At 70.3% G+C, this 25,364-nt stretch carries 23 protein-coding genes and 2 tRNA genes; 16 read left to right on the top strand and 9 right to left on the bottom strand.

Annotated features, from left to right (window positions below; all coding sequences use genetic code 11):
- The first annotated feature begins 44 nt into the window (after positions 1–44).
- Both ACFW3D_RS02320 and ACFW3D_RS02315 read left to right on the top strand, forming a co-directional pair.
- Positions 45–533 (top strand): ribose-5-phosphate isomerase, encoded by a 489-nt coding sequence (locus ACFW3D_RS02320; protein ID WP_500500391.1) that lies wholly within the window; start codon positions 45–47, stop codon positions 531–533.
- A 7-nt stretch (positions 534–540) separates the two neighbouring features.
- Positions 541–1,356, top strand: coding sequence for an Fpg/Nei family DNA glycosylase (locus ACFW3D_RS02315; RefSeq protein ID WP_500500389.1), 816 nt, complete (start codon positions 541–543; stop codon positions 1,354–1,356).
- A gap of 50 nt (positions 1,357–1,406) precedes the next feature.
- Here ACFW3D_RS02315 and ACFW3D_RS02310 read toward each other — a convergent pair whose 3' ends face one another.
- Positions 1,407–2,636 (bottom strand): GNAT family N-acetyltransferase, encoded by a 1,230-nt coding sequence (locus ACFW3D_RS02310; protein ID WP_500500387.1) that lies wholly within the window; start codon positions 2,634–2,636, stop codon positions 1,407–1,409.
- Between the two features lie 128 nt (positions 2,637–2,764).
- Here ACFW3D_RS02310 and ACFW3D_RS02305 point away from each other — a divergent pair, with 128 nt between their 5' ends.
- A complete protein-coding gene (locus ACFW3D_RS02305) occupies positions 2,765–3,907 on the top strand; it encodes a SpoIIE family protein phosphatase (RefSeq protein ID WP_500500386.1) in 1,143 nt (380 codons plus the stop codon).
- Here the strand turns inward: ACFW3D_RS02305 and ACFW3D_RS02300 are convergent.
- Positions 3,888–5,054 carry an acyltransferase family protein gene (locus ACFW3D_RS02300; protein WP_500500384.1) on the bottom strand — a complete coding sequence of 389 codons (1,167 nt, stop codon included), beginning with the start codon at positions 5,052–5,054 and terminating at the stop codon, positions 3,888–3,890. The genes ACFW3D_RS02305 and ACFW3D_RS02300 overlap by 20 nt on opposite strands.
- Positions 5,055–5,504: 450 nt before the next feature.
- Between ACFW3D_RS02300 and ACFW3D_RS02295 the strand changes: the two genes are divergently transcribed.
- Positions 5,505–5,699, top strand: a complete 195-nt coding sequence (locus ACFW3D_RS02295; protein ID WP_500500382.1) for a hypothetical protein — start codon at positions 5,505–5,507, stop codon at positions 5,697–5,699.
- Positions 5,700–5,766: 67 nt separating this feature from the next.
- Here ACFW3D_RS02295 and ACFW3D_RS02290 read toward each other — a convergent pair whose 3' ends face one another.
- Positions 5,767–6,771, bottom strand: a complete 1,005-nt coding sequence (locus ACFW3D_RS02290; RefSeq protein ID WP_500500380.1) for an asparaginase — start codon at positions 6,769–6,771, stop codon at positions 5,767–5,769.
- Between the two features lie 116 nt (positions 6,772–6,887).
- On the opposite strand from ACFW3D_RS02290, the gene ACFW3D_RS02285 reads away from it, so the two are divergent.
- Entirely contained in the window at positions 6,888–7,340 is a 453-nt protein-coding gene (locus tag ACFW3D_RS02285; protein WP_500500378.1) for an Lrp/AsnC family transcriptional regulator, read from the top strand.
- A 107-nt stretch (positions 7,341–7,447) separates the two neighbouring features.
- Here the strand turns inward: ACFW3D_RS02285 and ACFW3D_RS02280 are convergent, their stop codons facing one another.
- Both ACFW3D_RS02280 and ACFW3D_RS02275 read right to left on the bottom strand, forming a co-directional pair.
- Positions 7,448–7,834, bottom strand: a complete 387-nt coding sequence (locus ACFW3D_RS02280; RefSeq protein ID WP_500500376.1) for an arsenate reductase family protein — start codon at positions 7,832–7,834, stop codon at positions 7,448–7,450.
- A 21-nt stretch (positions 7,835–7,855) separates the two neighbouring features.
- Entirely contained in the window at positions 7,856–8,821 is a 966-nt protein-coding gene (locus ACFW3D_RS02275) for a magnesium transporter CorA family protein (RefSeq protein ID WP_500500373.1), read from the bottom strand.
- 274 nt (positions 8,822–9,095) lie between these two features.
- Between ACFW3D_RS02275 and ACFW3D_RS02270 the strand changes: the two genes are divergently transcribed.
- Positions 9,096–9,842 (top strand): SDR family oxidoreductase, encoded by a 747-nt coding sequence (locus ACFW3D_RS02270; protein WP_500500371.1) that lies wholly within the window; start codon positions 9,096–9,098, stop codon positions 9,840–9,842.
- A gap of 1,289 nt (positions 9,843–11,131) precedes the next feature.
- Here ACFW3D_RS02270 and ACFW3D_RS02265 read toward each other — a convergent pair.
- Both ACFW3D_RS02265 and ACFW3D_RS02260 read right to left on the bottom strand, forming a co-directional pair.
- On the bottom strand, positions 11,132–11,758 hold the full coding sequence (locus ACFW3D_RS02265; RefSeq protein WP_500500369.1) for an SMI1/KNR4 family protein: 627 nt from the start codon (positions 11,756–11,758) through the stop codon (positions 11,132–11,134).
- A gap of 452 nt (positions 11,759–12,210) precedes the next feature.
- Positions 12,211–13,020 carry a GntR family transcriptional regulator gene (locus tag ACFW3D_RS02260; protein ID WP_500500368.1) on the bottom strand — a complete coding sequence of 270 codons (810 nt, stop codon included), beginning with the start codon at positions 13,018–13,020 and terminating at the stop codon, positions 12,211–12,213.
- 191 nt (positions 13,021–13,211) lie between these two features.
- On the opposite strand from ACFW3D_RS02260, the gene ACFW3D_RS02255 reads away from it, so the two are divergent.
- Genes ACFW3D_RS02255 through ACFW3D_RS02240 form a run of 4 tightly spaced genes read left to right on the top strand, consistent with a single transcriptional unit; the run spans position 13,212 to position 16,286 of the window.
- Positions 13,212–13,541: a hypothetical protein gene (locus ACFW3D_RS02255; RefSeq protein WP_500500367.1), complete on the top strand. Its 330-nt coding sequence runs from the start codon at positions 13,212–13,214 to the stop codon at positions 13,539–13,541.
- A gap of 26 nt (positions 13,542–13,567) precedes the next feature.
- The gene (gene repSA / locus ACFW3D_RS02250; RefSeq protein WP_500500365.1) at positions 13,568–14,965 is read left to right on the top strand and encodes a replication initiator protein RepSA; all 1,398 of its coding nucleotides are present in this window, start codon (positions 13,568–13,570) and stop codon (positions 14,963–14,965) included.
- Entirely contained in the window at positions 14,959–15,174 is a 216-nt protein-coding gene (locus ACFW3D_RS02245; RefSeq protein ID WP_500500363.1) for a helix-turn-helix domain-containing protein, read from the top strand. Before repSA ends, ACFW3D_RS02245 begins: the two co-directional genes overlap by 7 nt.
- Positions 15,174–16,286, top strand: a complete 1,113-nt coding sequence (locus ACFW3D_RS02240) for a tyrosine-type recombinase/integrase (protein WP_500500361.1) — start codon at positions 15,174–15,176, stop codon at positions 16,284–16,286. The genes ACFW3D_RS02245 and ACFW3D_RS02240 overlap by 1 nt, the downstream gene beginning before the upstream one ends.
- Positions 16,287–16,387: 101 nt before the next feature.
- On the opposite strand, the gene ACFW3D_RS02235 is transcribed toward ACFW3D_RS02240, so the two are convergent.
- A tRNA-Gly gene (locus tag ACFW3D_RS02235) sits at positions 16,388–16,458 on the bottom strand.
- A gap of 111 nt (positions 16,459–16,569) precedes the next feature.
- Between ACFW3D_RS02235 and ACFW3D_RS02230 the strand changes: the two genes are divergently transcribed.
- The 5 genes from ACFW3D_RS02230 to clpX all read left to right on the top strand — a co-directional run bounded on the left by ACFW3D_RS02230 (position 16,570) and on the right by clpX (position 21,244).
- Positions 16,570–16,646: transfer RNA gene (locus tag ACFW3D_RS02230), tRNA-Pro, on the top strand.
- A gap of 163 nt (positions 16,647–16,809) precedes the next feature.
- Positions 16,810–18,204, top strand: a complete 1,395-nt coding sequence (tig, locus tag ACFW3D_RS02225) for a trigger factor (RefSeq protein ID WP_500500359.1) — start codon at positions 16,810–16,812, stop codon at positions 18,202–18,204.
- 241 nt (positions 18,205–18,445) lie between these two features.
- The gene (locus tag ACFW3D_RS02220; protein WP_018556566.1) at positions 18,446–19,048 is read left to right on the top strand and encodes an ATP-dependent Clp protease proteolytic subunit; all 603 of its coding nucleotides are present in this window, start codon (positions 18,446–18,448) and stop codon (positions 19,046–19,048) included.
- Between the two features lie 69 nt (positions 19,049–19,117).
- Positions 19,118–19,783, top strand: coding sequence for an ATP-dependent Clp protease proteolytic subunit (locus ACFW3D_RS02215; protein WP_500500357.1), 666 nt, complete (start codon positions 19,118–19,120; stop codon positions 19,781–19,783).
- A 174-nt stretch (positions 19,784–19,957) separates the two neighbouring features.
- Positions 19,958–21,244: an ATP-dependent Clp protease ATP-binding subunit ClpX gene (gene clpX / locus ACFW3D_RS02210; RefSeq protein WP_361811079.1), complete on the top strand. Its 1,287-nt coding sequence runs from the start codon at positions 19,958–19,960 to the stop codon at positions 21,242–21,244.
- Between the two features lie 71 nt (positions 21,245–21,315).
- Here clpX and ACFW3D_RS02205 read toward each other — a convergent pair whose 3' ends face one another.
- On the bottom strand, positions 21,316–22,152 hold the full coding sequence (locus tag ACFW3D_RS02205) for a hypothetical protein (RefSeq protein ID WP_500500354.1): 837 nt from the start codon (positions 22,150–22,152) through the stop codon (positions 21,316–21,318).
- Between the two features lie 446 nt (positions 22,153–22,598).
- On the opposite strand from ACFW3D_RS02205, the gene ACFW3D_RS02200 reads away from it, so the two are divergent.
- Entirely contained in the window at positions 22,599–25,235 is a 2,637-nt protein-coding gene (locus tag ACFW3D_RS02200; RefSeq protein ID WP_500500352.1) for a valine--tRNA ligase, read from the top strand.
- The last annotated feature ends 129 nt before the right edge of the window (positions 25,236–25,364 follow it).

Below are 25,364 nucleotides of genomic sequence, written 5' to 3'. Positions count from 1 at the left end.
ACCCACGGCATGTCGCCCAGCGTGCCCGTGCGACACTCGTCCGTATGCGCGTGTACCTCGGTTCCGACCATGCCGGCTTTGAACTCAAGAACCACCTTGTGGGATGGCTCGAGGCCAACGGGCACGAGCCCGTGGACTGCGGCCCCCACGTCTACGACGCCCAGGACGACTACCCGCCGTTCTGTCTGCGCGCCGCGGAGGGCACCGCCGCGGACCCCGGCTCCCTCGGCATCGTGATCGGCGGCTCGGGCAACGGCGAGGCCATCGCCGCCAACAAGGTCAAGGGCGTCCGGGCCGTGCTCGCCTGGAGCCGGGAGACCGCGACCCTCGGCCGCGAGCACAACGACGCGAACGTGATCAGTGTCGGCGCCCGCATGCACACCACGGACGAGGCCACCGGGTTCGTCGAGGTCTTCCTCGGCACGCCCTACTCGGGCGAGCCGCGCCACACCCGCCGCATCGGCATGCTCAGCACGTACGAGACCACCGGCGAGCTGCCCCCGATCCCCCCGCACCACCCCCAGGAGGGCTGATCCGGGCATGCCCGAGGGGCACACGATCCACCGCCTCGCCGCGGACCACGCGGAACGCTTCGGCGGACGCGTGGTCCGCGCGAGCAGTCCGCAGGGCAAGTTCTCCGACGGCGCCGCCCTCCTGGACGGCACCGTCATGGAGTCCGCGGAGGCCCACGGCAAGCACCTCTTCCTGGGCTTCGGCCCGGTCGGCTGGGTCCACGTCCACCTCGGGCTGTACGGGAAGTTCGGCTTCGGCACCGGTCCCGGCGGGGCCCCGGTCGGCCAGGTCAGGCTTCGCCTGGCCGACGACGAGCACCACGCCGACCTGCGCGGGCCGACCGCCTGCGAGCTGATCACCGGGGCCGAGAAGCAGGCGATACACGACCGGCTCGGCCCGGACCCGCTCCGGCCGGCCGACACCGGGGAGCGCGCCTGGGCCCGCGTGGCCCGCAGCCGCACCAGCGTCGCGGCGCTGCTGATGGACCAGAAGGTCGTCGCCGGCGTCGGCAACGTCTACCGCGCCGAGGTCCTCTTCCGCCACGGCATCGACCCGTATCTGGCCGGACGGGACCTGGACCGCGCGCGATGGGACGCGATCTGGGCCGATCTGGTGGCCCTGATGCGCGAGGGCGTGCGCAACAACCGCATCGACACCGTCCGCCCCGAGCACACCCCCGAGGCCATGGGCCGTCCGCCGCGCGTCGACGACCACGGCGGCGAGGTCTACGTCTACCGCCGCGCCGGGATGCCGTGCCACCTGTGCGGCACCGAGGTGCGCACCGCCTCCCTGGTGGCGCGCAACCTCTTCTGGTGCCCCTCCTGCCAGCCCGCCGCGAACTGACGCCGGCCCCGCCCGTGCCGGGGAACCGTCACCGGGCCCCCGTGCCCGCCCTAGAAACCGTGCGGCAGCCAGGGGGCGACATCACCGCCGAAGGCCACCGCGGCCTCCCGCAGCGCTCCCTGCCGCACCTCCCGTACGCGGCCGGCCCGCGCGAGCGCGGTCAGCGAGACGTCGCCCAGGTAGGCCGCTCCGAGCTCGCGTACCGACAGCGTCAGGTCGGCGGCGTCGGTGGTGCGCTCGCAGACGGCGCCCTTGGCGTCGCCGCCGAGCCGCCAGCGGCCCTCGTTCCACGGGCAGAAGGGGTCCGAGACCTCCAGCACGACGTCCAGCGGGGCCGCGTAGGTACGGGCCGACAGGGCCGCGCCCACCTCGACCGGGCGCAGCAGCAGGCCCTCCCTGAAGCGCACGCCGCAGCGGCGGACGTCGTCGACCAGGTGCAGGACCGGGTCGTCGGCGGGACGGTTGCGGGAGGTGATGCGGCAGGTGAGGTCGATGCCGAAGAGGTAGCGCCACAGCGCCGCACATGTGTCCGGATCCAGGGCCTCGAGGTCGCGCAGCACCACCGTTCCGTCGGGGCCGACCGCGTTCCAGGCGGACTTCATCGCGTACCGCGCGTAGCCGCGCACCTCGCCGTCCCGCTCGGCGACCACGCAGAGCAGGTTCGACGCGCCGTCCCGGTACGCCTCCGGGTCGAGCACGCCCTTGCGCTGCCAGTTCGGCCGCCGCTCCAGCATGCCCGGCCGGGTGGGCACCAGCCGCGCGTAGACCTCCTCGCAGGCCGCCAGGGACTCCTCGGGGCCGGCGAAGCGCAGCGTGACCTCGTCGGCGCCAGCGGGCACCGTGAGACCCGCGCGCAGGGTGTCGACCTCCAGGGACATCTGGCGGGTGGCGACCTCGTAGCCGTACCGGCCGTAGATGGCCGGCTCGGAGGCCGTGAGCACCGCCAGGGGCTCCCCCCGTTCGCGCACCTCGTCCAGTTGCCGCCGCATCATCGAGGTCAGCAGCCCGCGCCGGCGGTGCGTCGAGGCGACGCTGACCATGGTGACGCCGGCCGCCGGGACCACCGCGCCGCCCGGCACGGTCATGCGGAAGGAGAACGCCCCCGCCGTGCCGACGACCTCCGTGCCGTCCCATGCCGCGATCGACCGGGAGAGCTCGGTCACACCGCGGTCGAACTCCCGCTCCTCCGCAGGCTCGCGCGCGCTGCCGAAAGCGCGTTCCAGCGTGCTGAACCACTCGTCCCACTGTTCGGACTCGAGAACCCGCAACTCCACCGTCATGTGCCCTGCCTACCAGCCGCCCCGGGGGTGGGCGAGCGGTTTTCGCCGGTCGCCGAGGCGAATCGGCACACCATGAGGGGCACCTCCGATGCGGAGAACGGGTGAGGGTGGATAGGGTCGCCGGGAAGATGGCACGACGCCCGGTAGGAGACGGATTCAGGGCCCGGTGGCGCAGGACGGTCCACCGGGCCCGGGTCGGCCTGCGCAAATCCGCCGTGGACTACTTCCGCGGCGACGCGGCCGACTGGCTCGCCCTGACCGTCCTGACGATCAGCGTGCCCCTGATCGCCTGGGGCACGGTGCTGGCCCCGCAGTGGTGCCCGCCCACCACCCTGGTGCTGCCCGTCCTCGTCGGCGGCCTGCTGCTGCGCCCCTCCAGCCTCCTGCTGCTGTACGGGGCCAGCGCCGCCGCGTTGGTCGTGGAGTCCGCCGTCCTCGGCCCGTACCGCGAGGGCGTCGGCCGGGTCACCCCGGGCACCGTGCTCGTCGTGGCGGCGGTGGCGCTGGCGGGGCTGATCGTCGCGCAGTTCCGCGCCAGGGTCGGCGTGCCCTGGATGCGCGGCGGCACGATGCTCTTCGACCTGCGCGAACGCATCCGGGTGCAGAGCAGGCTGCCGCGGCTGCCCGACGGCTGGCACGCCGAGATGGCGCTGCGGCCGGCCGGCGGCCAGTCCTTCTCCGGTGACTTCGTGGTGGCCACCCGCACCTCCGGCGGCCGGATCCTGGAGGCCGTCCTCACCGACGTGTCGGGCAAGGGCATGGACGCCGGCTCGCGCGCGCTCCTGCTGTCCGGCGCCTTCGGCGGCCTGCTCGGCTCCCTGCCGCCGCACGCCTTCCTCACGGCCGCCAACGGCTACCTGCTCCGGCAGAACTGGGAGGAGGGCTTCGCCACCTCCGTCCACCTGGTGCTCGACGTGGAGACCGGCGACTACGAGCTGCTCTCCGCGGGCCACCTGCCGGGCATGCAGCTCAGCGCGGGCACCGGCCGCTGGGAGGAGAAGGCGGCCGAGGGCCCGCTGCTGGGGGTGTACGACGGCGCCGAATTCAACAGCGTGAAGGGCACCCTGCGCTCCGGCGACGTCCTGCTGCTCTTCACCGACGGCCTGGTCGAGGCCGCCGGCCGCGACCTCACGGAGGGCATCGACCGGCTGATCGGCGAGGCCGACCGGTACGTGGCGCACGGCTTCCGCGGCGCGGCCTGGCAGCTCATCGAGGCGGTCGCCAAGGACGTCAACGACGACCGCGCCCTGCTCATCGTGTGCCGGGACTAGGCGCAGGCCGGAACGCCCAGGACATCCTCGGTTCCATCGCGAAGCGGAACAGCCGCTGCACCGGCGGGGTGCACAACGCGGTGACCACCACGACGGCGATCGCGGTCACCGCGACCTGGCCCGGCGGGGTGTGGACCCAGTCGTGGTCGTACCAGTCGCCGAAGCGCGAGCCCTTGGCGACGAAACCGTGCAGCAGGTAGCCGTAGAGCGTGCCCGCACCCAGTGCCGTGAACCACATGCGGCGGCGCGGCACCCAGGCGAAGAAACACACGGACAGTGCCAGGGAGCAGCCGAACAGCGCCAGTGTCATGACCGGTCCCACCCACCAGGGCGCGCCCAGTTCCTGGGCACTGGCACGGTGGTAGAACCACCCCCTGTTCATCCGGGGCACCACCCAGTAGGACACGGTCAGCGCGGCGAGCCCGACCGGAAGGGACAGCACGCGCACCGCCCGGCGCCGCACGAGGCGGAAGTGCCCGGCCTTCAGGCACATGCCGAGCACGAAGAACGGCAGGAACTGCAGGACACGCTGGAGTTCCAGGTCGTCGCCGATGCCGGGGGAGAGGGACGCGAGGGCCGCGATCACCAGGGCGACCGCGACCGGGTGCCGGACGATCCGCCAGATGGGGGCGGTGAGGCGCCAGATGAAGAGGGCGACGAGGAACCAGGTGAGGTACCAGGGGTCGAGCAGGCTGACCGGCGCCGTCGAGTCGTCCGCCCAGTTCCTGAAGAGGGAGTACGCGGCTTCGAAGAGCACGTAGGGAACCGCGACGCCGGTGATCAGTCTCCTGACGCGGTCCGGGCGGGCGTCGAAACTCTGTGAGAAGTAGCCGGAGATGACGATGAAGGCCGGCATGTGGAAGGCGTAGACGAAGAGGTAGAGCGCGCCGGCGGCCCTGCTGTGCCCGGTGAGCGGTTCCCAGGCGTGGCCCATCGCGACCAGGACGATGGCGAGGTATTTGGCGTTGTCGAAGAACGGTTCCCGCCCGGCCGACGGCGGTGGGGAGGACGCGGCAGGGGCGGAGGACCTCGCCGGAGCGGCCTGCCCGGTGCCGCGGGAGACCTCCTTGCGCGGAGCGGGGAGAACGGAATTCCCGGTACGGGTCCTGCCGAGGGACAGGGTGTTCGTGTGGGGGAGCCGGAACATTTGATGCACCATAGCGGGCGCCTCTGCCTGAGTAAATTTTCGGCCGGAAAGGCGGTCGCGACGCTGCTACCCGGTAATACATGTGTCATGCCACTGCCTGTTCCGTACCGCTATGGGAGGTCATATAAGGGTTGAACAGGGCATATCGGCAGACGAGTTGACGTCTGTGCAGGTTTTTTGATGATCGTTTGTGTGGCAAGTGCACATGCGGGGAAATAGGTTGGAGGAATTCACTCGAACGTGCCGTGCAATTGCGAGATTCGCCTCATCCGAAGTGATCAGAAGTGATCGCGATGTCCTGTGTCACAGGTGTGCGACCCCGGCGCGCGGGGAAGGGGTGTCCCGCGGGGTCACGGTGTCGGTGGCAGGTGGCACGATGGACGTCGCGGGGGTGCGGCTGCCTGGCTCCCCCCGGAACGGTGAGGCGTCAGACCGAGGATGTGATCCCCAGTGGCCATCTCCCTGTCCGTGGTGCTGTTGTTGGCGATCATCATGGTCGTCCTGATAAGGGGCAAGACACTGAAGGTCGGCCCGGCGATCATCGCCGCGCTCTTCGGCTTCTTCCTTGCCTCCACGGGCATGGCCCCGGCGATCAACAAGTTCCTGGACTCGCTGGCCGACACGATCAACCAGATAAACCTCTGAGCGTCACCCGTCACCCGTCACAGGTCACCCGTCACCCGGCGCGGTGGCCGCACCGGGTGACGGGGAGTCAGGCGGCGGCCGGCGTACGGTCCTCGGCCGTCCCGATGATGCGGCGCAGCGCGGCGGCGCGCTCCTCGGGGCCCTGCGCGGCCAGCAGCGCCGCCAGCACGGCGATGCGGGCCTGGCCCGCACGCAGCGTCCCGGCCAGCACGCCGCCGGCCGCGGCGAGGTCCACCGCGCCGCCCCCGGTGTACATCGGGGCCACCGGCCCGGCCGCCACCCGGGTGCTCACGGCGACCAGCACGCCGGCGTCCACCGCGCGGCGCACCGCCGCGGCGAAGTCGGGCGTCGCGTTGCCCGCCCCGGTGCCGACCAGCACGATCCCCTGGGCCCCCGCGCCCAGAGCGGCGTCGAAGAGCACGGGATCGGCGTCCACGTGGTGCATCACGACGTCGACGCGCGGTGCCGTCGTGCCGGGGTCCGGCAGCGGCAGCGCCGCGGCGCGCGGCCGCGGGGCGTTCCAGGCGATCTCGCCGAACTTCACCCGGCCCAGCGGCCGTCCCGAGGGGTCGGCGAAGGCCCGGACGTCCAGGGTGTGCGCCTTGACCGTGCCCCGGGCGGCGTGCACGAAGCCGCCGAAGGCGATGACCACGCCGATGTCCTGGCCGGTCGCCGCGGTCAGCAGCGCGTCGTAGAGGTTGCCCGCCGCGTCCCCGTCCACGGAGTCCAGCGGCAGCTGGGCACCGGTGAAGACCACCGGGCGCCGGTCGTCGTGGTGGAGGTCGAGGAGGAAGGCCGACTCCTCCATGGTGTCGGTGCCGTGCGTCACCACGACGCCGTCCACGGCCGGGTCCGCCAGCACCTCGTGGACCGTCCGCAGCAGCTCCAGTTGGTGGGCGGAGGTCAGCCGCGAGCTGTTCACGGTGAACAGGTCGCGGACGGTCACCTCGACGCCCTCGGGGACGGCACCCGCCGCGAGCACCTCGTGGCCGGCGGCCTCGGCCGCGTACCCGGCCCCCTGCCACCGGCTGGCGATCGTGCCGCCGGTGCCGATCACGACGATGTGCTTCACGTTTCCCTCGCTCGTGCGTTCGCCCGATCCTCCACGGCAAGGATATGCGGTGATCGCTGGCATCGGATTGCCAATCAGCCCGCGTAGACCTGCCATACGTGGTATCTATCGCCCTCATGGACGCCATTGACAGAAGAATCTTGCGCGAACTCCAGGCCGACGGCCGGCTCACCAACCAGGAGCTGGCCGCCCGGGTCGGCCTCACCCCCTCTCCCTGCCTGCGCCGGGTACGCCAGCTGGAGGAGGACGGGGTGATCCAGAGCTACCGGGCGGTCGTCGACCCGGCCGCCGTCGGCCGCGGCTTCGAGGTCTTCGCCTCCGTCGAGGTGCGGCGGGACCGCGAGTCCGTCGCCGCCTTCGAGGAGCAGGTGCAGGCCATCCCCGACATCGTCGAGGCCTACCGGCTCTACGGCGCCCCCGGCTGCCTGCTGCGGATCGCGGTGGCCGACAGCGACGCCTACGAGCGCTTCTGGACCGAGAAGCTGATCGCCCTGCCGGGCGTCAGCGAGGTGAACTCGCAGATGATCATGAAGCGGATCAAGGGTCCGCGGGGCGTGCCCGTCGGCTAGGCGGGGTCGTCGAGGTTCCCCCCGGAGCCCCGGTCCCGGGCCGGCCGGTGACCGCTCGGGCGCCCCGGCCGCCCCGGTGCGTCCACCGTCGCCGGGCCGCACGTGCTCTAGGCGGGGTTCCCGGCCGTGCCCGGGACGCGGCCGAGGGCGTCCCGCACCGCCTCGTCGGAGCGGGCGACGACCGCCGTGCCGTCCTCGGCGGTGATGATCGGACGCTGGATCAGCCGCGGGTGCGCCGCCAGCGCCCCGATCCAGCGCTCCCGCTCACCCGGCTCGCGCGGCCACTCCTTCAGGCCCAGCTCCTTCGCCTCGGCCTCCTGGGTCCGCACGATGTCCCACGGCTCCAGCCCGAGCCGCTCCAGCACCGCGCGGATCTCCTCGGCGTCCGGCGGGTCCTCCAGGTAGCGGCGCACGGTGTACCGCGCGCCCTCCTCGTCCAGCAGGTGCAGCGCGGAGCGGCACTTCGAGCACGCGGGGTTGATCCAGATCTCCATGCCGCCAATGTAGTGAGGCGTTCATCCCTCGTCGCGCCCGTCGTCGCGCAGCTTGCGCCAGATGCGGGTGCGGTGCAGCACGTAGACGGCGACGAGCATGACGGCCGCCTGCAGTCCCACGGCGAGCAGCCAGAAGACGATCCTGCTCTCCAACTCGTCCGTCATGTAGGTGAAGTTCATGCCGAAGAAGCCGGTCAGGAAGGTCAGCGGAAGGAAGATCGTCGACACGATGGCCAGCCGGTTGATCACGCCGTTCTGCTCGCCGGACACGAGGGAGGAGTAACTGGCGAAGGCCCGCCGCGCCGCGTCCTGGAGCGACTCGATGCTGGTGAGCACCATCCGCGCGGCCCGCTGGTAGGAGGCGGCGAGCCGCTGCCGCTCCTCGGGGAAGCTGCCGCTCATCATCCGCCGGGTGATGGTCTCGTCGGTCGCCTGCAGGAACGGCAGCAGGGCGTGGTGCAGCAGGGCCGCCCGCCGCCGCAGCCGCGCCAGCCGGTACACCTGCTGCGGGTGCCGGCTCTCGAACATCTCGTCCTCGAGGTCCTCCACCTGCAGCAGCGCCTCCACGGAGGACTTGCGGAAGGTCTCCAGGGCGTCCTCCAGCAGCAGGAACAGCGCGCCGGTGGAGTCCGCGGGACGTTCGTGCGGCAGCCGGGCGATGAACCGCCCGACGAGCGTGTCCGGCCCCCGGTGGACGGTGACCAGGTACCGCTCGGTCACGAAGGCGTGGACGTGGACGACCTCGCCGTCGTCGATGACGGGAACGACGAACCGGGCGTTGTCCCCGTGGAACTCCGCCCGTGCCGCCTCGCCCTCCCGGCCCAGCCACGCCAGGTCCTCGGCGTCCAGGCCGAGTTCGCGGGCGATCGGCGGCTCGTCGGGCGGCCCTTCGCCGGGCACCTCGATGTCCACGAGCAGGAACCGGCACGCCGCCAGACGCTCACGCGCCTCCGACACGGCGGCGCGGGCGGCGGTGCCCTCGGGCATCGACACCACCGTAACGATCATCGTTCCTCACCGTGGATCACCGGCACACCTCCCAGCCTGCGCAGACTCCGGCGCCCACGCATGCGGAGACGCCCGGTCCGGGGATCCGCGGTCCCGGGGCGGCGCGGTGCCCGGGGCGCCGGCCGGGGCCGTCATCGCCGCCCTAAACTGGTATTGAATGATACCGTCGCGTTCGTAACCATAGAGGAGCCGACGTGGAGGGTGCGGCCCGTTGCCCCCGCTCTCGCGCGGCGCCGAGCGGACGGGAGCAGTCATGAAGATCGCGGTTGCCGGTGGTACCGGCGTGGCCGGACGGTTCGTGGTGGAGGCGGTGCGCGCCCGGGGACACGAGCCCGTGGTGCTGTCCCGCGGACAGGGCGTCGACCTGGTCAGCGGGTCGGGGCTGGAAGCGGCGCTGACCGGCGCCGAGGTGGTGATCGACGTCAGCAACGTGACCACGAACCGCAAGTCCGTGGCCGTGGGCTTCTTCGAGAAGGCGGGGCTGAACCTCGCCGCGGCCGCCGAGCGCGCCGGGGTCGGGCACCTCGTGACGCCGTCGATCGTGGGCGTCGACCGGGTCGGGCACCCGTACTACACGGGCAAGTTGCGGCAGGAGGAGATCATCCGGGCGGGCGCGGTGCCCTGGACCGTCATGCGGGCGACGCAGTTCCACGAGTTCGTGGGGCAGGCGCTGAGCGGTGTCCCCGGACCGATCGCCCTGGTGCCGACGGCGCCGGTCCAGCCCGTCGCCGTACGGGAAGTGGCCGAGGCCCTCGTCGGCCTCGCGCTCGAACGGCCGCGGGGGATGGCCCCCGAATTCGCGGGCCCGCAGGTCGAGTCCCTGGTCGATCTGGCCCGGCGCCTCGTCGCCGCGGGCGGCGCGCGCCGGCGGCCGGTCGCGCCCCTCTACTTCCCCGGCGCGATGAGGAAGGGCGGCCTGCTGCCGACCGGTCCCGGCCCCCGCGGCACCCTGACGTTCGCCGACTGGCTCGAGGAGCAGAGCCCGGCGAAGTCCTCGTGACGACGTTCCGGACCTCTCCGGAGCGCGCCCCGTGTCCCCCAACTCGACGGCGGCGCCGACCGGGTCGACCACCGCGGGCGTCCGCCCGGACGGCATGTGCCGTCGCCTCGGGCACCCCCCGATGGGGTGAGTCGACCGGTCCTGCCGGCGAGCGCACGGGCGTACCCGCAGGACGGCCGCGAAGACCCGCACCGCCGGGCGTGTCGTCGCGGCGGGGCGAAGAAGGGGCATCCCCGCGCCGGAATCGCCCCGGAACCCCGCCGGAACCGCGCGCGGGCGGCCGGGGCGGCCGGTGCAGCCGGGGAACACAAAGGCCCAGGTCCGGGGAGGTACTCCCCTGACCTGGGCCTTTGCCTGCAGAGCGGGCGACGGGAATCGAACCCGCGTAGCCAGTTTGGAAGACTGAGGCTGCGAACCATGCCCCACCTGGGCAGACGCTGACCTGCGGCAGCGTGGCGCTCTTGCCGCTGTTCCCCGTGGCTCCCCGCTCGGCACCGCCTCACCTGGCACGGCTGTGGCACGCGCGTTTCAGGATGGCTGCGCGTCGTCGTTCCAGGCGTAGACCCGAACGGGATCGAGGTGGAGTTCGCACGGCCCCATACAGTCGGCTGCGAGCGTGGCCAGACGTGAGCCGCACGGACAGCTCCGGTTGGGTCCGTGTGCGCCAGTTGGCCCGCAGCAACCGAGGTTGTTGTCCCCTTGGAGGAACGGGTGAAGGGTAGGTGCGTCCTCGGGGTGGATGACAACGGTGTTCCGCGGACCTGCCGACACCAATCGGTGGCTGTCGACCATGAGAAGCCTTCTCCCGGGTGGTTCAAGCTGCTCCTCCGTGCCTGCTGGAACGTAGGGTGCGCCCCAGGGCAACGGGTCAATCGCATAGTGACCCCGTGGCACCGTCGAATGATCCAGCCGAGACTTCTCGTCCCGGCCGTCGGCTGAGGGAGCTACCTCCGGAACACTCGAAAGTTCTACGAGGTCGGGAGTGAGGGCGCCACCGCACTTCGAGCAGAAGAAGATCGTCAAGAGGTCAGTCCTTCGAAACGTACCGAGGTCATCTTGCTCCCTTCCGCCCGTCAGTTCTTCTGGAAGTGATCCGGGGGCACGCCGACCTGGGCCTACTTCGGCGATCAATGCTGTGGCCTGCGAACGAGTGGTCAACGGTTGTCAGCGGGGTCGTCGTTGTGCGTCCCGGGACGGCCCGTAGACGGCCCAGCTTGGGTTGCCCGCGTCTACGAGTGAGCGGGCACCAGCCAACCGTAGGCCAGGAGGCGTGCGAGGACTCTTGCAGATCACCCGGAGCCGGAAAGCCACGGCGGAGGACCGAACATATCCGCGTATGGATTGGGCTCACCGGTGTCGGGGTTGATTCCTGCTACCCACAGGCGACGGGCCTCACGCACGTGAACGAAGCGACGGAATCCGCCTGCGGTGCTCCACATGTCGTCGAACTCCCCCTCGAAGAGACGGAGGACGTACTCAGTCATGCCGCAGGCGTAGAAGTGCCATCCCAGGTTGCCGCGGCTCCACACTGCCACGGGCCAGTCGCTCGGGTCCCGCTCGGTGGTCACCCAGCACAGCAGGTCACTTCTCGCGTTGACACCCCACGCGATGACCGGCGGCACGGCATCCCCAGGGACGGACCGCTCCGATGGATACTCGCGCCACATCTGCCGCGCGTGACGCGTTTCCTCCACCATGCCGTCCGAGGGGATCGGGGCGTCGATCAGCCCTGGGGTGAGGAATGTCAGAAATGCGTCGACCTCTCCGGCTCCGTACACGGCCACGAACTCCTTGTAGTCCGCGGGGAAAGCGACCCCCCAAGAATTCTCGGCCGCTTGCCAGTCCACCACGTCGCCGGCGCCCTCGTGCGGCGGCATGATGTGCTGGAGCCTTTCGACCAGGGGCTGCTCGCTCACCAGGACGCCTCCCCTCGAAAATTCAGCGAAGGCCACCTGAGCCAGTGACGCTGGTGACCTATCGGCGCGGACAGTTCGCACGCCCGCACGCTACCGCGCGGCTGGTGCGTAGAGGCTTTGGGCTGGAGCTGCCATGGGGCGAGAGATCGGGGCCCGTACGCTGGCCGCGAATCGGGCTGGCTCCTTGCCTGCCCGCAATAGCCCGATGTGGGCCCCGATCTTCGAGGCTCGCCCCATGGTGGCTGCGTAAAGCCTCGGAGTGCCGGTCGCCCCAGCCGCCGCGGTTCTGACCTCATGCCCTCGGCCTACCTTGTGGGCGCGTGGCGGCGGACGGCGCGCCGAGCGGGACGGAGGCAGGAGCGTGGGCGCGGCCGGACGCGGGCCGCGCGCCCGGCGGAGCGTGAGCGACGCCGGGTGCCTTGATGAGGTAGAGAAATCGGTAACAGGGCTGGTCAAGCCCCGTCGGCCGCTGGCACTGGCACGTTGTAGGTCAGCGTGTAGCGATCGGCTGCGACGATGATGTCGGCCGTCTCGACCGGGCGTTCTCCGGCGAAGTAGGTCCGGGTGATCGCCATGACGGGCACGCCGGGCGCGATCTGCAAGGACTCGCTCTCGTATGGGCGCGGAGCTCGGGCGTTCACGTCCTCGGTCACGTGGGTGATGTGCAGCCCAATTGCGTCCATGCGGGGGACCACGCCGGTGATCGCACCGCCTTCCGGTTGCTCGACGGGCGTCCCCTCGGTGGTGGCGAGTGCTTCGTATGAGGTGGACAGCATGATGGGCTCGTCGTCTGCGAAGAACCGGTAGTTGGTCCGCGTCACCGGGTCGCCCGGCTCGATGCCGAGACGCTCGGCGATCGCCTTCGTCGCCGTGGTGCGGCGGCTCTGGTACTCCCATTCGGAGCGGCGGCCCTCGGCTTCGGTGGCGCGCTTCATGGGTGAGCTGGTCGGCCTCTTGCCGTAGAGGTCGCCGAGGACCCGCCGGCGCATGGGGCGTTGCTCGCGGACGAAGGTGCCCCGGCCCTGCTGCTTGATGACCAAGCCTTCGTTCTGCAGGACTTCCACCGCGTTGCGGATCACGATGCGCGATACGCCGTAGTCGGTCATCAGTTCGGACTCGGACGGCAGCTTGTCTCCGGCGCGCAGAGTGTCGCCGGTGATCTGCTGTCGGATGTCGTCGGCGATCTGCAAGTACGCCGGTCGCCCCTGGAATGTGGCCATCGCGCTGGTCTCTCCGTCTACTCGATAGAACAAGTAGACCATGCATCTCCTGACCGCTGATAGATAGACCTCAGCGCACCCTTGGCAAGTCGTCCTACTCGTTATAACCTTTCCCTTAGTCGATGCTTCACTCCTGAGAGTGATCATCGGCCGTTCGGTCAACGAGAAGGAGCGACGCCCCTACCGCCAAGCAGATGCGCCGCTCCCTGATCCCACAAAGGGGAGTTCCCATCATGCCTGAATCTGCTCTCACTGTCCGGTCTGGTTCCGGGCGCGGTTGCCCGGCCTGCGGCGAGACCCGGTGTGCCGTCCCCGCCGACTGCCTGTACTGGCTGACCTCCCGTCCCTGGGGTCCCTGCGCGGACTGCGAGGGGACCGGTTGGGCCGCGGAGTTGTCTCCCTGCATCTTCTGCGAGACGTGCGTCGGTTCGGGCCTGGAGGAGTACACCCTGGCCAGCCTGCCCGCGCAGGGCCTCAGCGACCGGACGCAGGCCCGCTTCACCGCCCACATCGAACGGCTGCGCGCCCTGGTCCCGGATGCCGTGATGGCGGTGGTCGCGTGACCTTGACGCAGGTTGCCCCGGCGGCCGTGGCTGATGTTGCGGCCGCCTGCGGCACTGAGCCGCTGACCCTGGCCGACGCGCTTCGGGTCGCCAATGATCCGGGCTTCGAGCGCTGGCGCGAACAGGTCCAGCGCACCGGAGGCTGCGCCGACCCGATCCACCTGCAAGGACTGACCGTCACCCGTGACGCCAAGTCCGGGGAAGTCCTGTACTCGTACTCGACCGAGGGGGAGCCTGGGGGCCGGTTACGGGTGGCGTGCGGCAACCGCCGTGCTTCTCGCTGCCCCTCGTGCGCCTGGACCTACGCGGGCGATACCTTCCACCTGATCCGCGCGGGGCTGACCGGGGATGAGCGTAAGGACGTGCCGGTCTCGGTCCGCACCCATCCCAAGGTCTTCGCCACCCTGACGGCCCCCTCGTTCGGGCCGGTCCACAACCGCCCCGACACCGGCCGCTGTCGCTGCGGCGTCGCCCACGGCGAGCACGACCCGGCGATCGGCACGCCCTTGGATCCGGAGCGGTACGACTACGCGGGTGCGGTGCTGTGGAACAACCACGCGGGCGACCTGTGGCGCCGGTTCACCATCTATCTGCGCCGGGAGATCGCTGCCCGCGCCGGACTCTCCCAGACGGCCATGCAGGAGGTGTGCCGGGTCTCCTTCGGCAAGGTCGCCGAGTACCAAAAGCGCGGCGCCGTGCACTTCCACGCCATCGTCCGCCTCGACGGCCCTGCCGGACCCGACGACGCCCCGCCACCATGGGCGACTGTGGCGTTGCTGGATTCCGCGATCCGCGCCGCTGCCGGACGGGTCTCCGTCCCGCTGCCCTCGGTGGCCGGCACCCACCCGGCCCGCGTCTTGCGCTGGGGTAAGCAGGTCGACGTCCGCCCCATCGGCGCCGACGACGGCCAGGAGCTGACGGAACAGGCCGTCGCCGCCTACGTGGCCAAGTACGCCACCAAAGCAGCCGAGACCACCGGCACCGTGGACCGCCGCATTGGGGAACTGGCGGAGCTGGACAAGCTGACCGATCTGCCCGCGCACACACGCCGCCTGATCGAAGCGTGCTTCGACCTCGACCCGCACTACCCGGACCGCAAGCTCGCGCAGTGGGCCCACATGCTCGGCTTCCGCGGCCACTTCTCCACCAAATCCCGCCGCTACTCCACCACCCTCACCGCGTTGCGCCAGGTCCGCGCCGACTACCGCGCCCGCCAGGAACGCCAGCAGCGCGGCTTACCCGACCCCGACGACACCTTGGAGGGTTCCACGCTCGTGCTCGCCCACTGGACCTACGCCGGACACGGCCACACGCCGGGAGAGTCCTGGCTCGCCGCCTCGATTGCCCGGGACATCCGCACCAACCGCGAGACCGCCCGCGAAGCACTCGCCGACTTGCCCGACGATGAGCCGGGGGAGTGGTGAGCGTGGATCGACTCCTGACCGTGCAAGAAGTCGCGGAACTGCTGGGGACCAGCGTCCGTTTCCCCCGCCGTCTGATCGAGGAGCGCCGAATCGCCTTCGTCAAGGTCGGCCGCCACGTCCGCATCCCCGAGAGCGCCGTGTCCGCGTTCATCGCGTCGAACACGGTACGCCCGGCCGCTGCGGCTCCATGTCTGCGGGTGGTGGCGTAATGGCTGGGAAGAAAAGGCAGTTCGGCAGTGTGCGCAAGCTCGCCTCGGGCCGCTATCAGGCTCGCTATCGGGGCCCGGACGGTCAGATGCGTCCTGCGCCCAACACCTTCCGGCTGAAGCGGGAGGCGGACGACTGGCTGGCCGACAAGCAGACCGAAGTGCGCCGAGGTGAGTGGATCGATCCTGACGTGGGCGCGGTGCGGTTTGGCGTGTACGCCCGAACCTGGATCGCTGAGCGGGGTGTGAGCCCGCGGACGGCGGAGCTGTACGGGTCACTGCTCCGCCTGCACTTGGGGCCGACCTTCGAGGCGGTCCCTGTCGCCGACATCACCCCCGCCGGCGTGCGGGCCTGGCGGGCTGACCGGCTGGATGCGGGCGTCGGGCCGTCTACCGTTGCGAAAGCGTATGCACTGCTCAGGGCCATCCTGACTACGGCTGCCGAGGACCGGGTCATCCGCCGCAATCCGTGCCGGATCAAAGGAGCGAGCACGGCGCCAACCCCTGAGCGCCCGACTGCGACCGTGGCGGAGGTCTACGCCGTGGCGGGAGCGATCCAGCCGCGCTACCGCGTTCTGGTGTTGATCGCGGCCTTGTGCGGCCTCCGTTGGGGTGAACTGGTGGGCCTGCGTCGGCGGGACATCGACATCGACGCGGGGACGATCCGCGTGCGCCGGGCAGTCGCCGAGTTGCAGAGCGGTCAAAGGCTGATCAAGCAGCCGAAGAGCGAAGCGGGCGCCCGGACCGTGGGCATTCCCGCCGTGATCCACGCCGAGGTGGTCAGTCATCTGCGCATTTATGCCGAGACCGGGCCGGACGGGCGTGTCTTCAAAGGGCCCAAGGGCGCTACGCCCCGGCGGAACCACTTCAACAGGTTGTGGCGCAAGGCGTGCGCGGCGGTGAACGTCAAGGGTCTGCACTTCCACGACCTCCGCCACACCGGCAACACCTTGGCGGCCTCGACGGGCGCCAGCACGAAGGAACTCATGACCCGGATGGGGCACAGCTCGCCCCGTGCCGCGTTGATCTATCAGCACGCCAGCGCCCAGCGAGAACGCGTGATCGCCGACGCCGTGAGTGCCCTCATCGAATCCGCTCGCCAACGGCCGACGTGATCCGTGTGGCACGTGTGTGGCACGGCGGCCCGGATCGGACCGTGAACGACGTAGGCCCAGGCCGGGGGAATCCACCCCTGACCTGGGCCTACGTCCTGCAGAGCGGGCGACGGGAATCGAACCCGCGTAGCCAGTTTGGAAGACTGGGGCTCTACCATTGAGCTACGCCCGCAACGGCCAGTCAGTCTGGCACATCAGATCGTAGCCGATCGACCCGGCTCCCACGCACGGCATATTTGGCCGTCAGGGTGTGCGGAGGCATGTACTCTACGTGTCGCACCGACGGGGTGTGGCGCAGCTTGGTAGCGCGTCCGCTTTGGGAGCGGAAGGTCGTCGGTTCGAATCCGGCCACCCCGACCAGTGCTCGGCCGTCCTGCCGAGCAGGCCCGGCCGCAGGATTGTGGTACCGGTAGGATGGGTCGTCGGCCACGCGATACGCGGAAAAGCCAGGTCGAACACCAGCCGCCCCGCATGATCGCCGAGCGGCCGCCCATCAACGTAAAGCCCCCAAGGAGACCCAACCGTGAAGAGCGCCGTCGAGACTCTGAACCCGACCCGGGTTCGACTCACTGTCGAGGTGCCCTTCGAGGAGCTCAAGCCCAGCCTCGACGCGGCGTACAAGAAGATCAACCAGCAGGTCACGGTGCCGGGCTTCCGTAAGGGCAAGATCCCCGCGCGCGTCATCGACCAGCGGTTCGGCCGTGGCGCGGTCCTCGAAGAGGCCATCAACGACGCACTGCCGAAGTTCTACACGGAGGCGGTCAACGAGGGCGAGCTCAACGTCCTCGGCCAGCCCGAGGTGGACATCACCGAGTTCAACGACGGCCAGGAGCTGAAGTTCACCGCCGAGGTGGACATCCGTCCGGTCATCGAGATCCCGGACTACTCCGGCATCGAGGTCACCGTCGACGCCGTCGAGGTGTCCGACGAGGACGTCGACAAGGCCCTGGAGCAGCTGCGGGAGCGCTTCGCCTCCACCACCGTCGTGGAGCGCGCCGCCGCCGACGGCGACGTCGTGGTCATCGACCTGGAGGCGTCGGTCGAGGGCGAGGTGCTGGAGGACGGCGTCGCCTCCGGCGTCACCTACACCATCGGCTCCGGCCAGCTGCTCGACGGCATCGACGAGGCCCTCGTCGGCCTGGAGGCCGGCGGCTCGGCCACCTTCACCTCCGAGCTCAAGGGCGGCTCCGCCGCTGGCAAGGAGGCCCAGGTCAAGGTGGACGTCACCACCGTCCAGGCCCGCGAGCTGCCCGAGCTGGACGACGACTTCGCCCAGCTGGCGAGCGAGTTCGACACCCTCGAGGAGCTCCGCGCCGACGCCGTGAAGCGCCAGGAGCGTATCAAGCAGTACGACCAGGCCACCCAGGCCCAGGAGAAGGTGCTGGACGCCCTCCTGGAGCTGGTCGAGATCCCGCTGCCGGAGAAGCTCCTCAAGGACGAGATCGAGACCCGCGTCCACAACCTCGAGCACCACCAGTTCCCGGCCATGGGCCTGGACTGGGACTCCTTCCTCGAGAACGAGGGCAAGACCCGCGAGGAGTACGACGAGGAGATCGAGGGGCAGGCGAAGAAGGGCATCAAGACCCAGTTCGTCCTCGACGAGCTCGTCAACACCGAGAAGCTCTCGGTCAACCAGGAGGAGCTCACCGAGCACCTCATGCGCCGCGCCGCCTCCTCCGGCATGAGCCCGGACCAGTTCGCCCAGGCGGTCGTCGAGGGCGGCCAGGTGCCGCTGCTCGTCGGCGAGGTCGCCCGTGGCAAGGCGCTGGCCCTGGTCGTCGAGGCCGCCACGGTCAAGGACACCAACGGCGAGGTCGTCGACCTGGAGGACGAGGAGGACGAGACCGGCGAGACGGTCCAGGCCACCTCCGAGGACGCGGACGCCGAGACCGCCAAGGGTGAGGGCTCCGAGGCCTGAGCCTCGTCCCGCAGCGACATCCGACGGGCCCGGACGACCAGAGCGTCCGGGCCCGTTCTGCTCCTTTTCGCTCTCCGCTTACCCCCTCCCTGCGCTCACAGCGAACAGTTCCGCGTGGGGGATTGCCGGGCCCCACCTGCGCGTTAGGGTCCGTAAGTACGAGGGCCCGTGCCCTACGAGAAGACCCTGTGACGGCGTCCGCGCCGTCCGACAACGAGCAGGTGGATACGTGACGACTCCGATGCCTTCCGCCGCCGGCGAGCCGACCATCGGTGGCCTCGGCGACCAGGTCTACAACCGGCTGCTCGGCGAGCGGATCATCTTCCTCGGCCAGCCGGTGGACGACGACATCGCCAACAAGATCACCGCGCAGCTGCTCCTCCTTGCCGCCGAGCCGGACAAGGACATCTACCTCTACATCAACAGCCCCGGCGGCTCCGTGACGGCCGGCATGGCGATCTACGACACCATGCAGTTCATCAAGAACGACGTCGTCACCATCGCCATGGGCCTGGCGGCCTCCATGGGCCAGTTCCTGCTGACCGCCGGTACTCCCGGCAAGCGCTTCGCGCTGCCGAACACCGACATCCTGATGCACCAGCCGTCCGCCGGTCTGGCGGGCTCGGCCTCGGACATCAAGATCCACGCCGAGCAGCTCCTCCGCACGAAGAAGCGGATGGCCGAGCTGATCGCGGAGCACTCCGGCCAGAGCGTCGAGGCCATCACCCGCGACTCCGACCGCGACCGCTGGTTCTCCGCCGATGCGGCCAAGGAGTACGGCCTGATCGACGACGTCATCACGCACGCCGTGAACGTGCCGGGCGGCGGCGGCACCGGGGCCTGACCGGGCCGCGAGCCCGTACAGCCCCGCAGGACCGACCCCAGCCCACTGCTCATCTCCAGGACGGTGAACGTGACCACCCAGAACTTCCCCGGCAGCGGCCTGTACGACCGCGTGAACGCCGCCGAGGCCCGCTACGTCGTCCCGCGCTTCGTGGAGCGCACCTCCCAGGGCGTCCGCGAGTACGACCCGTACGCGAAGCTCTTCGAGGAGCGCGTGATCTTCCTCGGGGTGCAGATCGACGACGCCTCCGCCAACGACGTCATGGCACAGCTGCTGTGCCTGGAGTCGATGGATCCGGACCGCGACATCTCGGTCTACATCAACAGCCCCGGCGGCTCCTTCACGGCGCTGACGGCCATCTACGACACGATGCAGTTCGTGAAGCCCGACATCCAGACGGTCTGCATGGGCCAGGCGGCCTCCGCCGCGGCCGTGCTGCTCGCCGCCGGCACCCCCGGCAAGCGGATGGCGCTGCCGAACGCCCGCATCCTGATCCACCAGCCGTACAGCGAGACCGGCCGCGGCCAGGTCTCGGACCTGGAGATCGCCGCCAACGAGATCCTGCGGATGCGGGCCCAGCTGGAGGAGATGCTGGCCAAGCACTCCAGCACCCCGATCGAGAAGATCCGCGACGACATCGAGCGCGACAAGATCCTCACGGCCGAGGAGGCCCTCTCCTACGGTCTGGTCGACCAGATCGTCTCGACCCGCAAGGGGTCGTCGGTCGCGGTCTGACGCCCGGCAGGGCATTCTGCGACAAGAAGTCCCCTCTTGGGGCGACCGGGTTGTGCAGGTCACGGCCCAGTAGCTCCAAGGGGGGCCCGCACTGGGGGCGCGGCAAGGTACCGTCGATAGGCAAGCACCAGGACTCGTCGAACTGACGGGACCCAGGCGAAGGGGAAGCACCTCGTGGCACGCATCGGTGACGGCGGCGATCTGCTCAAGTGCTCGTTCTGCGGAAAGAGCCAGAAGCAGGTGAAGAAGCTCATCGCAGGACCCGGTGTGTACATCTGCGACGAGTGCATCGACCTCTGCAACGAGATCATCGAGGAGGAGCTCGCCGAGTCCTCCGAGGTGCGGTGGGAGGACCTGCCGAAGCCGCGCGAGATCTACGAGTTCCTCGAGAGCTACGTCGTCGGCCAGGAGCCGGCGAAGAAGGCGCTCTCGGTCGCGGTGTACAACCACTACAAGCGGGTGCAGGCGGGTGAGAACGGCGGCGGCCGCGGCCACGACGACGGCATCGAGCTCGCCAAGTCCAACATCCTGCTGCTCGGCCCCACGGGCTCCGGCAAGACCCTGCTCGCCCAGACGCTGGCCCGCATGCTGAACGTGCCGTTCGCCATCGCGGACGCCACGGCGCTGACCGAGGCCGGGTACGTCGGCGAGGACGTCGAGAACATCCTGCTCAAGCTGATCCAGGCGGCCGACTACGACGTCAAGAAGGCCGAGACGGGGATCATCTACATCGACGAGATCGACAAGGTCGCCCGCAAGAGCGAGAACCCGTCGATCACCCGGGACGTCTCCGGCGAGGGCGTGCAGCAGGCCCTGCTGAAGATCCTGGAGGGCACCACGGCCTCGGTGCCGCCGCAGGGCGGGCGCAAGCACCCGCACCAGGAGTTCATCCAGATCGACACCACCAACGTGCTCTTCATCGTCGGCGGTGCCTTCGCCGGTCTGGAGAAGATCATCGAGTCCCGGGCCGGTGCCAAGGGCATCGGCTTCGGCGCGACCATCCGCTCCAAGCGCGAGATGGACTCCGCGGACCAGTTCTCCGAGGTCATGCCGGAGGACCTGGTGAAGTTCGGCATGATCCCCGAGTTCATCGGCCGGCTCCCGGTCATCACCAGCGTGCACAACCTCGACCGTGAGGCGCTGCTGCAGATCCTGGTCGAGCCGCGCAACGCCCTGGTCAAGCAGTACCAGCGGCTCTTCGAGCTCGACGGCGTCGAGCTCGAGTTCGAACGCGGCGCCCTGGAGGCCATCGCCGACCAGGCCATCCTCCGCCAGACCGGCGCCCGGGGCCTGCGCGCCATCATGGAGGAGGTGCTGATGTCGGTGATGTACGAGGTGCCCTCGCGCAAGGACGTCGCCCGCGTCGTCATCACCGAGGACGTCGTCCACTCCAACGTGAACCCGACCCTGGTCCCGCGCGAGCCCCGCATCATCGGCAAGGGCGAGCAGAAGAGCGCGTAGCGCGCACCCACCCGCACACGTGAGGGGGCGCCCGGCATCCGCCGGGCGCCCCCTCACGTGTGGTGGGACGGCTACTTCTTGACGCGGACGTCGTTCCGGAACTTCGCCGTGGTCTCAGCGAAGTCGGAGACGGACGGGGCGTCGGGGATGCTGCCGGAGCCGGCCGCCTCCGTGGAGGGGGACCAGATCAGCAGCGCGACGGTGCTGTCGTCACCCCACACGCAGAAGGGGGACTTGAAGACGCCGTAGTCCTTCTCCCCGCACTTCATCACCTCGCCGTCGAAGCCGGCCGGGTGCTGCTCGGTGGCCGTGCTCCCCGCCAGGGCCGCCGAGATCATCTTGTCGACCGCGGCGCCGGGGTCGTCGATCCCGCCGTAGGCACCGCCGAACCCGATCTGCTCGTTCGCGCTCGTGTAGGCGGCGGAGATCGAGGTGCCGTTCGAGATGTACTTGTCGCTGCCGGACTCGGACTCCGCGAGCTTCTGGCTGGACTTGCTGTACTTGCCGTCCACCACCGTCGCCGGTGTCGTCAGCTTGTAGCCACCGCCGCTGCTGCTGCTCATGAGGAAGAGGATGCCGCCGCCGATGACCGCGGCGGCGACCACGAGGCCGACCACGATGCCGATGACCTTGCCCTTGCCGCCCGACGACGGCGGCGGTGGCGGGGTGCCCCAGGCACCGGCCGGCTGCCCGTACGGACCCGGCTGCCCGTAGGGACCCGGCTGCTGGGGGTGGCCGTAGCCGGCGGGCGGCTGCGGGGCCGTGGGCTGCTGCGGGTAGCCGTACCCCGGTGCGGGCTGCTGGGGCGGGCCGGGCGGGACCGGCGGCTGCTGGGGCTGGCCGGGCTGGCCCCCGTAGCCGGGCTGACCCCCGTAACCCGGCTGTGGCGGCGGCTGGTTGAAGCTCATCGGTGAGTCCCCTCGTTGAACTGCTGTCTCCTCGCAATCATCCTTGCGGACTGTTTAAGCCGTCTTTACATCGGGGTCGTCAGGACTTGGTAACAAGACGGTGCAGATGCCCGGTTGATCACCATGGCCGCGATGCGGCCGGGTGGCACTCTCCCGTCCCATCCGCCGAGCTGCCGTCAGGGCCGCTCCGGCCACCGGCCGTTGGCGATCCGCCTCCGCACCCGGGGGACCGGCTGGGTGCCCCGCCCGCCAGCCCGCCCGGCCGGCCGGTCGCCCCGCTGTGTCCCGCGGGCCGGCTCCGCGGGGGCCGCCCCGATCCGGGCGGCGGCGGAGGCCCCGGCCGGGCCCCGCGGCGGGCACGCTTCCGCCGCCCCCGTTCCCACCGCCCCGTGCCCGGGCGCCGGCGGATTCGTAACGGGGCCCGCCCCGCCCGTAAACTGAGCGCCGTGACCGACAACACTCAGCAGGCCGCCACGAGCGGACCGAACAGCGCGACCCCCGAACTGCCGACCCAGTACGCGCCGGCCGAGGTAGAGGGGCCCCTGTACGAGCGCTGGGTAGAGCGCGGTTACTTCGAGGCCGACGCCAAGAGCGACAAGCCGCCGTACACCATCGTCATCCCGCCGCCGAACGTCACCGGCAGCCTCCACCTGGGCCACGCCTTCGAGCACACGCTGATCGACGCCCTCACGCGCCGCAAGCGGATGCAGGGGTACGAGACGCTGTGGCAGCCCGGCATGGACCACGCGGGCATCGCCACGCAGAACGTGGTCGAGCGCGAGCTCGCCAAGGAGGGCAAGTCCCGCCACGACCTCGGCCGCGAGGCGTTCATCGAGCGCGTCTGGCAGTGGAAGGCGGAGTCCGGCGGGCAGATCTCCGGGCAGATGCGGCGCCTCGGAGACGGCGTCGCCTGGTCGCGCGAGCGCTTCACCATGGACGAGGGCCTGTCCAAGGCCGTCCAGACCATCTTCAAGAAGCTCTACGACGACGAGCTCATCTACCGCGCCGAGCGCATCATCAACTGGTGCCCGCGCTGTCTGACGGCCATCTCGGACATCGAGGTCGAGTACCAGGACGACGACGGCGAGCTGGTCTCCATCCGCTACGGCGAGGGCGAGGACTCCATCGTCGTCGCGACGACCCGCGCCGAGACGATGCTCGGCGACACCGCCGTCGCCGTCCACCCGGAAGACGAGCGCTACCGGCACCTCGTCGGCCGCGAGATCGAGCTGCCGCTCACCGGCCGCCGCATCCCGGTCGTCGCCGACGAGCACGTCGACCCGCAGTTCGGCACGGGCGCCGTCAAGGTCACGCCCGCGCACGACCCGAACGACTTCGAGATCGGCCAGCGCCACGGTCTGCCGAACCTCGCCGTCATGGACGAGCGCGCGGTCATCACCGCGCACGGTCCCTTCCAGGGGCTGGACCGTCTGGAGGCCCGCTCCGCCATCGTCGCCGCGCTGCGCGCCGAAGGCCGGATCGTCGCCGAGAAGCGCCCGTACGTCCACTCCGTCGGCCACTGCTCGCGCTGCAAGACCACCATCGAGCCGCGGCTGTCCATGCAGTGGTGGGTCAAGGTCGGCCCGCTGGCGAAGGCGGCCGGTGACGCCGTCCGCGACGGCAAGGTCAAGATCCACCCCCAGGAGATGGAGAAGCGCTACTTCGACTGGGTCGACAACCTCCACGACTGGTGCATCTCGCGCCAGCTGTGGTGGGGCCACCGCATCCCGGTCTGGTACGGGCCGGACGGCGAGATCGTCTGCGTCGGCCCCGACGAGGAGCCCCCGGGCGGCGAGGGCTGGACCCAGGAGACCGACGTCCTCGACACCTGGTTCTCCTCGGGTCTGTGGCCGTTCTCCACGCTCGGCTGGCCGGAGGAGACCGAGAGCCTCGCGAAGTTCTATCCGAACTCCGTCCTGGTCACCGGGTACGACATCCTCTTCTTCTGGGTCGCCCGGATGATGATGTTCGGCCTCTATGCGATGGACGGCACCCCGCCGTTCCACACCATCGCGCTGCACGGCATGGTCCGCGACCAGTTCGGCAAGAAGATGTCGAAGTCCTTCGGCAACGCGGTCAACCCGCTGGACTGGATGGACACCTACGGCTCCGACGCGCTGCGCTTCACGCTCGCGCGCGGCGCCAACCCCGGCACCGACGTGCCGATCGGCGAGGACTGGGTCCAGGGCTCCCGGAACTTCACCAACAAGATCTGGAACGCCACGCGCTTCGCGCTGATGAACGGCGCCACGGTCGAGGGCGACCTGCCCGCGGCCGAGGAGCTGTCGGCGATCGACCGGTGGATCCTGTCCCGGCTGAACGCCACGGTCGCCGAGGCGGACGCGCTCTACGACGACTACCAGTTCGCCAAGCTCAGCGACGTCCTCTTCCACTTCGCGTGGGACGAGGTCTTCGACTGGTACGTCGAGCTCTCCAAGACGACCTTCATGGCGGGTGGCCGTCCGGCCGAGGTCTCGCGCCGTGTGCTGGGCGAGGTCCTGGACAAGCTGCTGCGGCTGCTGCACCCGGTGGTCCCCTTCGTCACCGAGACGCTGTGGACCACGCTCACCGGGCGCGAGTCGATCGTGATCGCCGACTGGCCGGCCGACTCGGGGTTCCGCGACGCGGCCGCCGAGAAGGAGATCGCGGCGGTCCAGTCGCTGGTCACCGAGGTCCGGCGGTTCCGCGCCGACCAGGGCCTGCAGCCGGGCCAGAAGGTCCCGGCCCGGCTCGACCTCGGCTCCACCGGCCTGGAGGCCCACGAGGCGGCGGTCCGCCAGCTGCTGCGTCTGCAGCCGGAGGGCGAGGCGTTCACCGCGACGGCCACCCTCCCGGTCGCGGGCGTGACGGTCGCGCTGGACCTGTCCGGGGCGATCGACGTCGGGGCCGAGCGCAAGCGGCTCGCCAAGGACCTGGCCGCGGCCGAGAAGGAGAAGGCGCAGGCCACGGCGAAGCTGGGCAACGAGGCGTTCCTGGCGAAGGCGCCGGAACCGGTCGTCGCCAAGATCCGCACCCGCCTGGAGGCGGCCGAGGCGGACATCGCCCGCATCACCGCGCAGCTGTCCTCGCTGCCGCAGGGCTGACGTGTCGGGGTGGGGGGGCGGGAACCCCAGCCCCCCCCCCCCGGCGGTAATCCCCCCTAGTAAAAAAAGAACCTGTGGGATACGGCGCCCCCGAACCACCAAACCCAGTACGGTGCGCAGGGCGCGCGG

The sequence above is a fragment of the Streptomyces sp. NPDC058864 genome, from assembly GCF_042742985.1.
Classification (GTDB): domain Bacteria; phylum Actinomycetota; class Actinomycetes; order Streptomycetales; family Streptomycetaceae; genus Actinacidiphila.
This window is presented reverse-complemented; position numbering and strand designations above follow the sequence as displayed.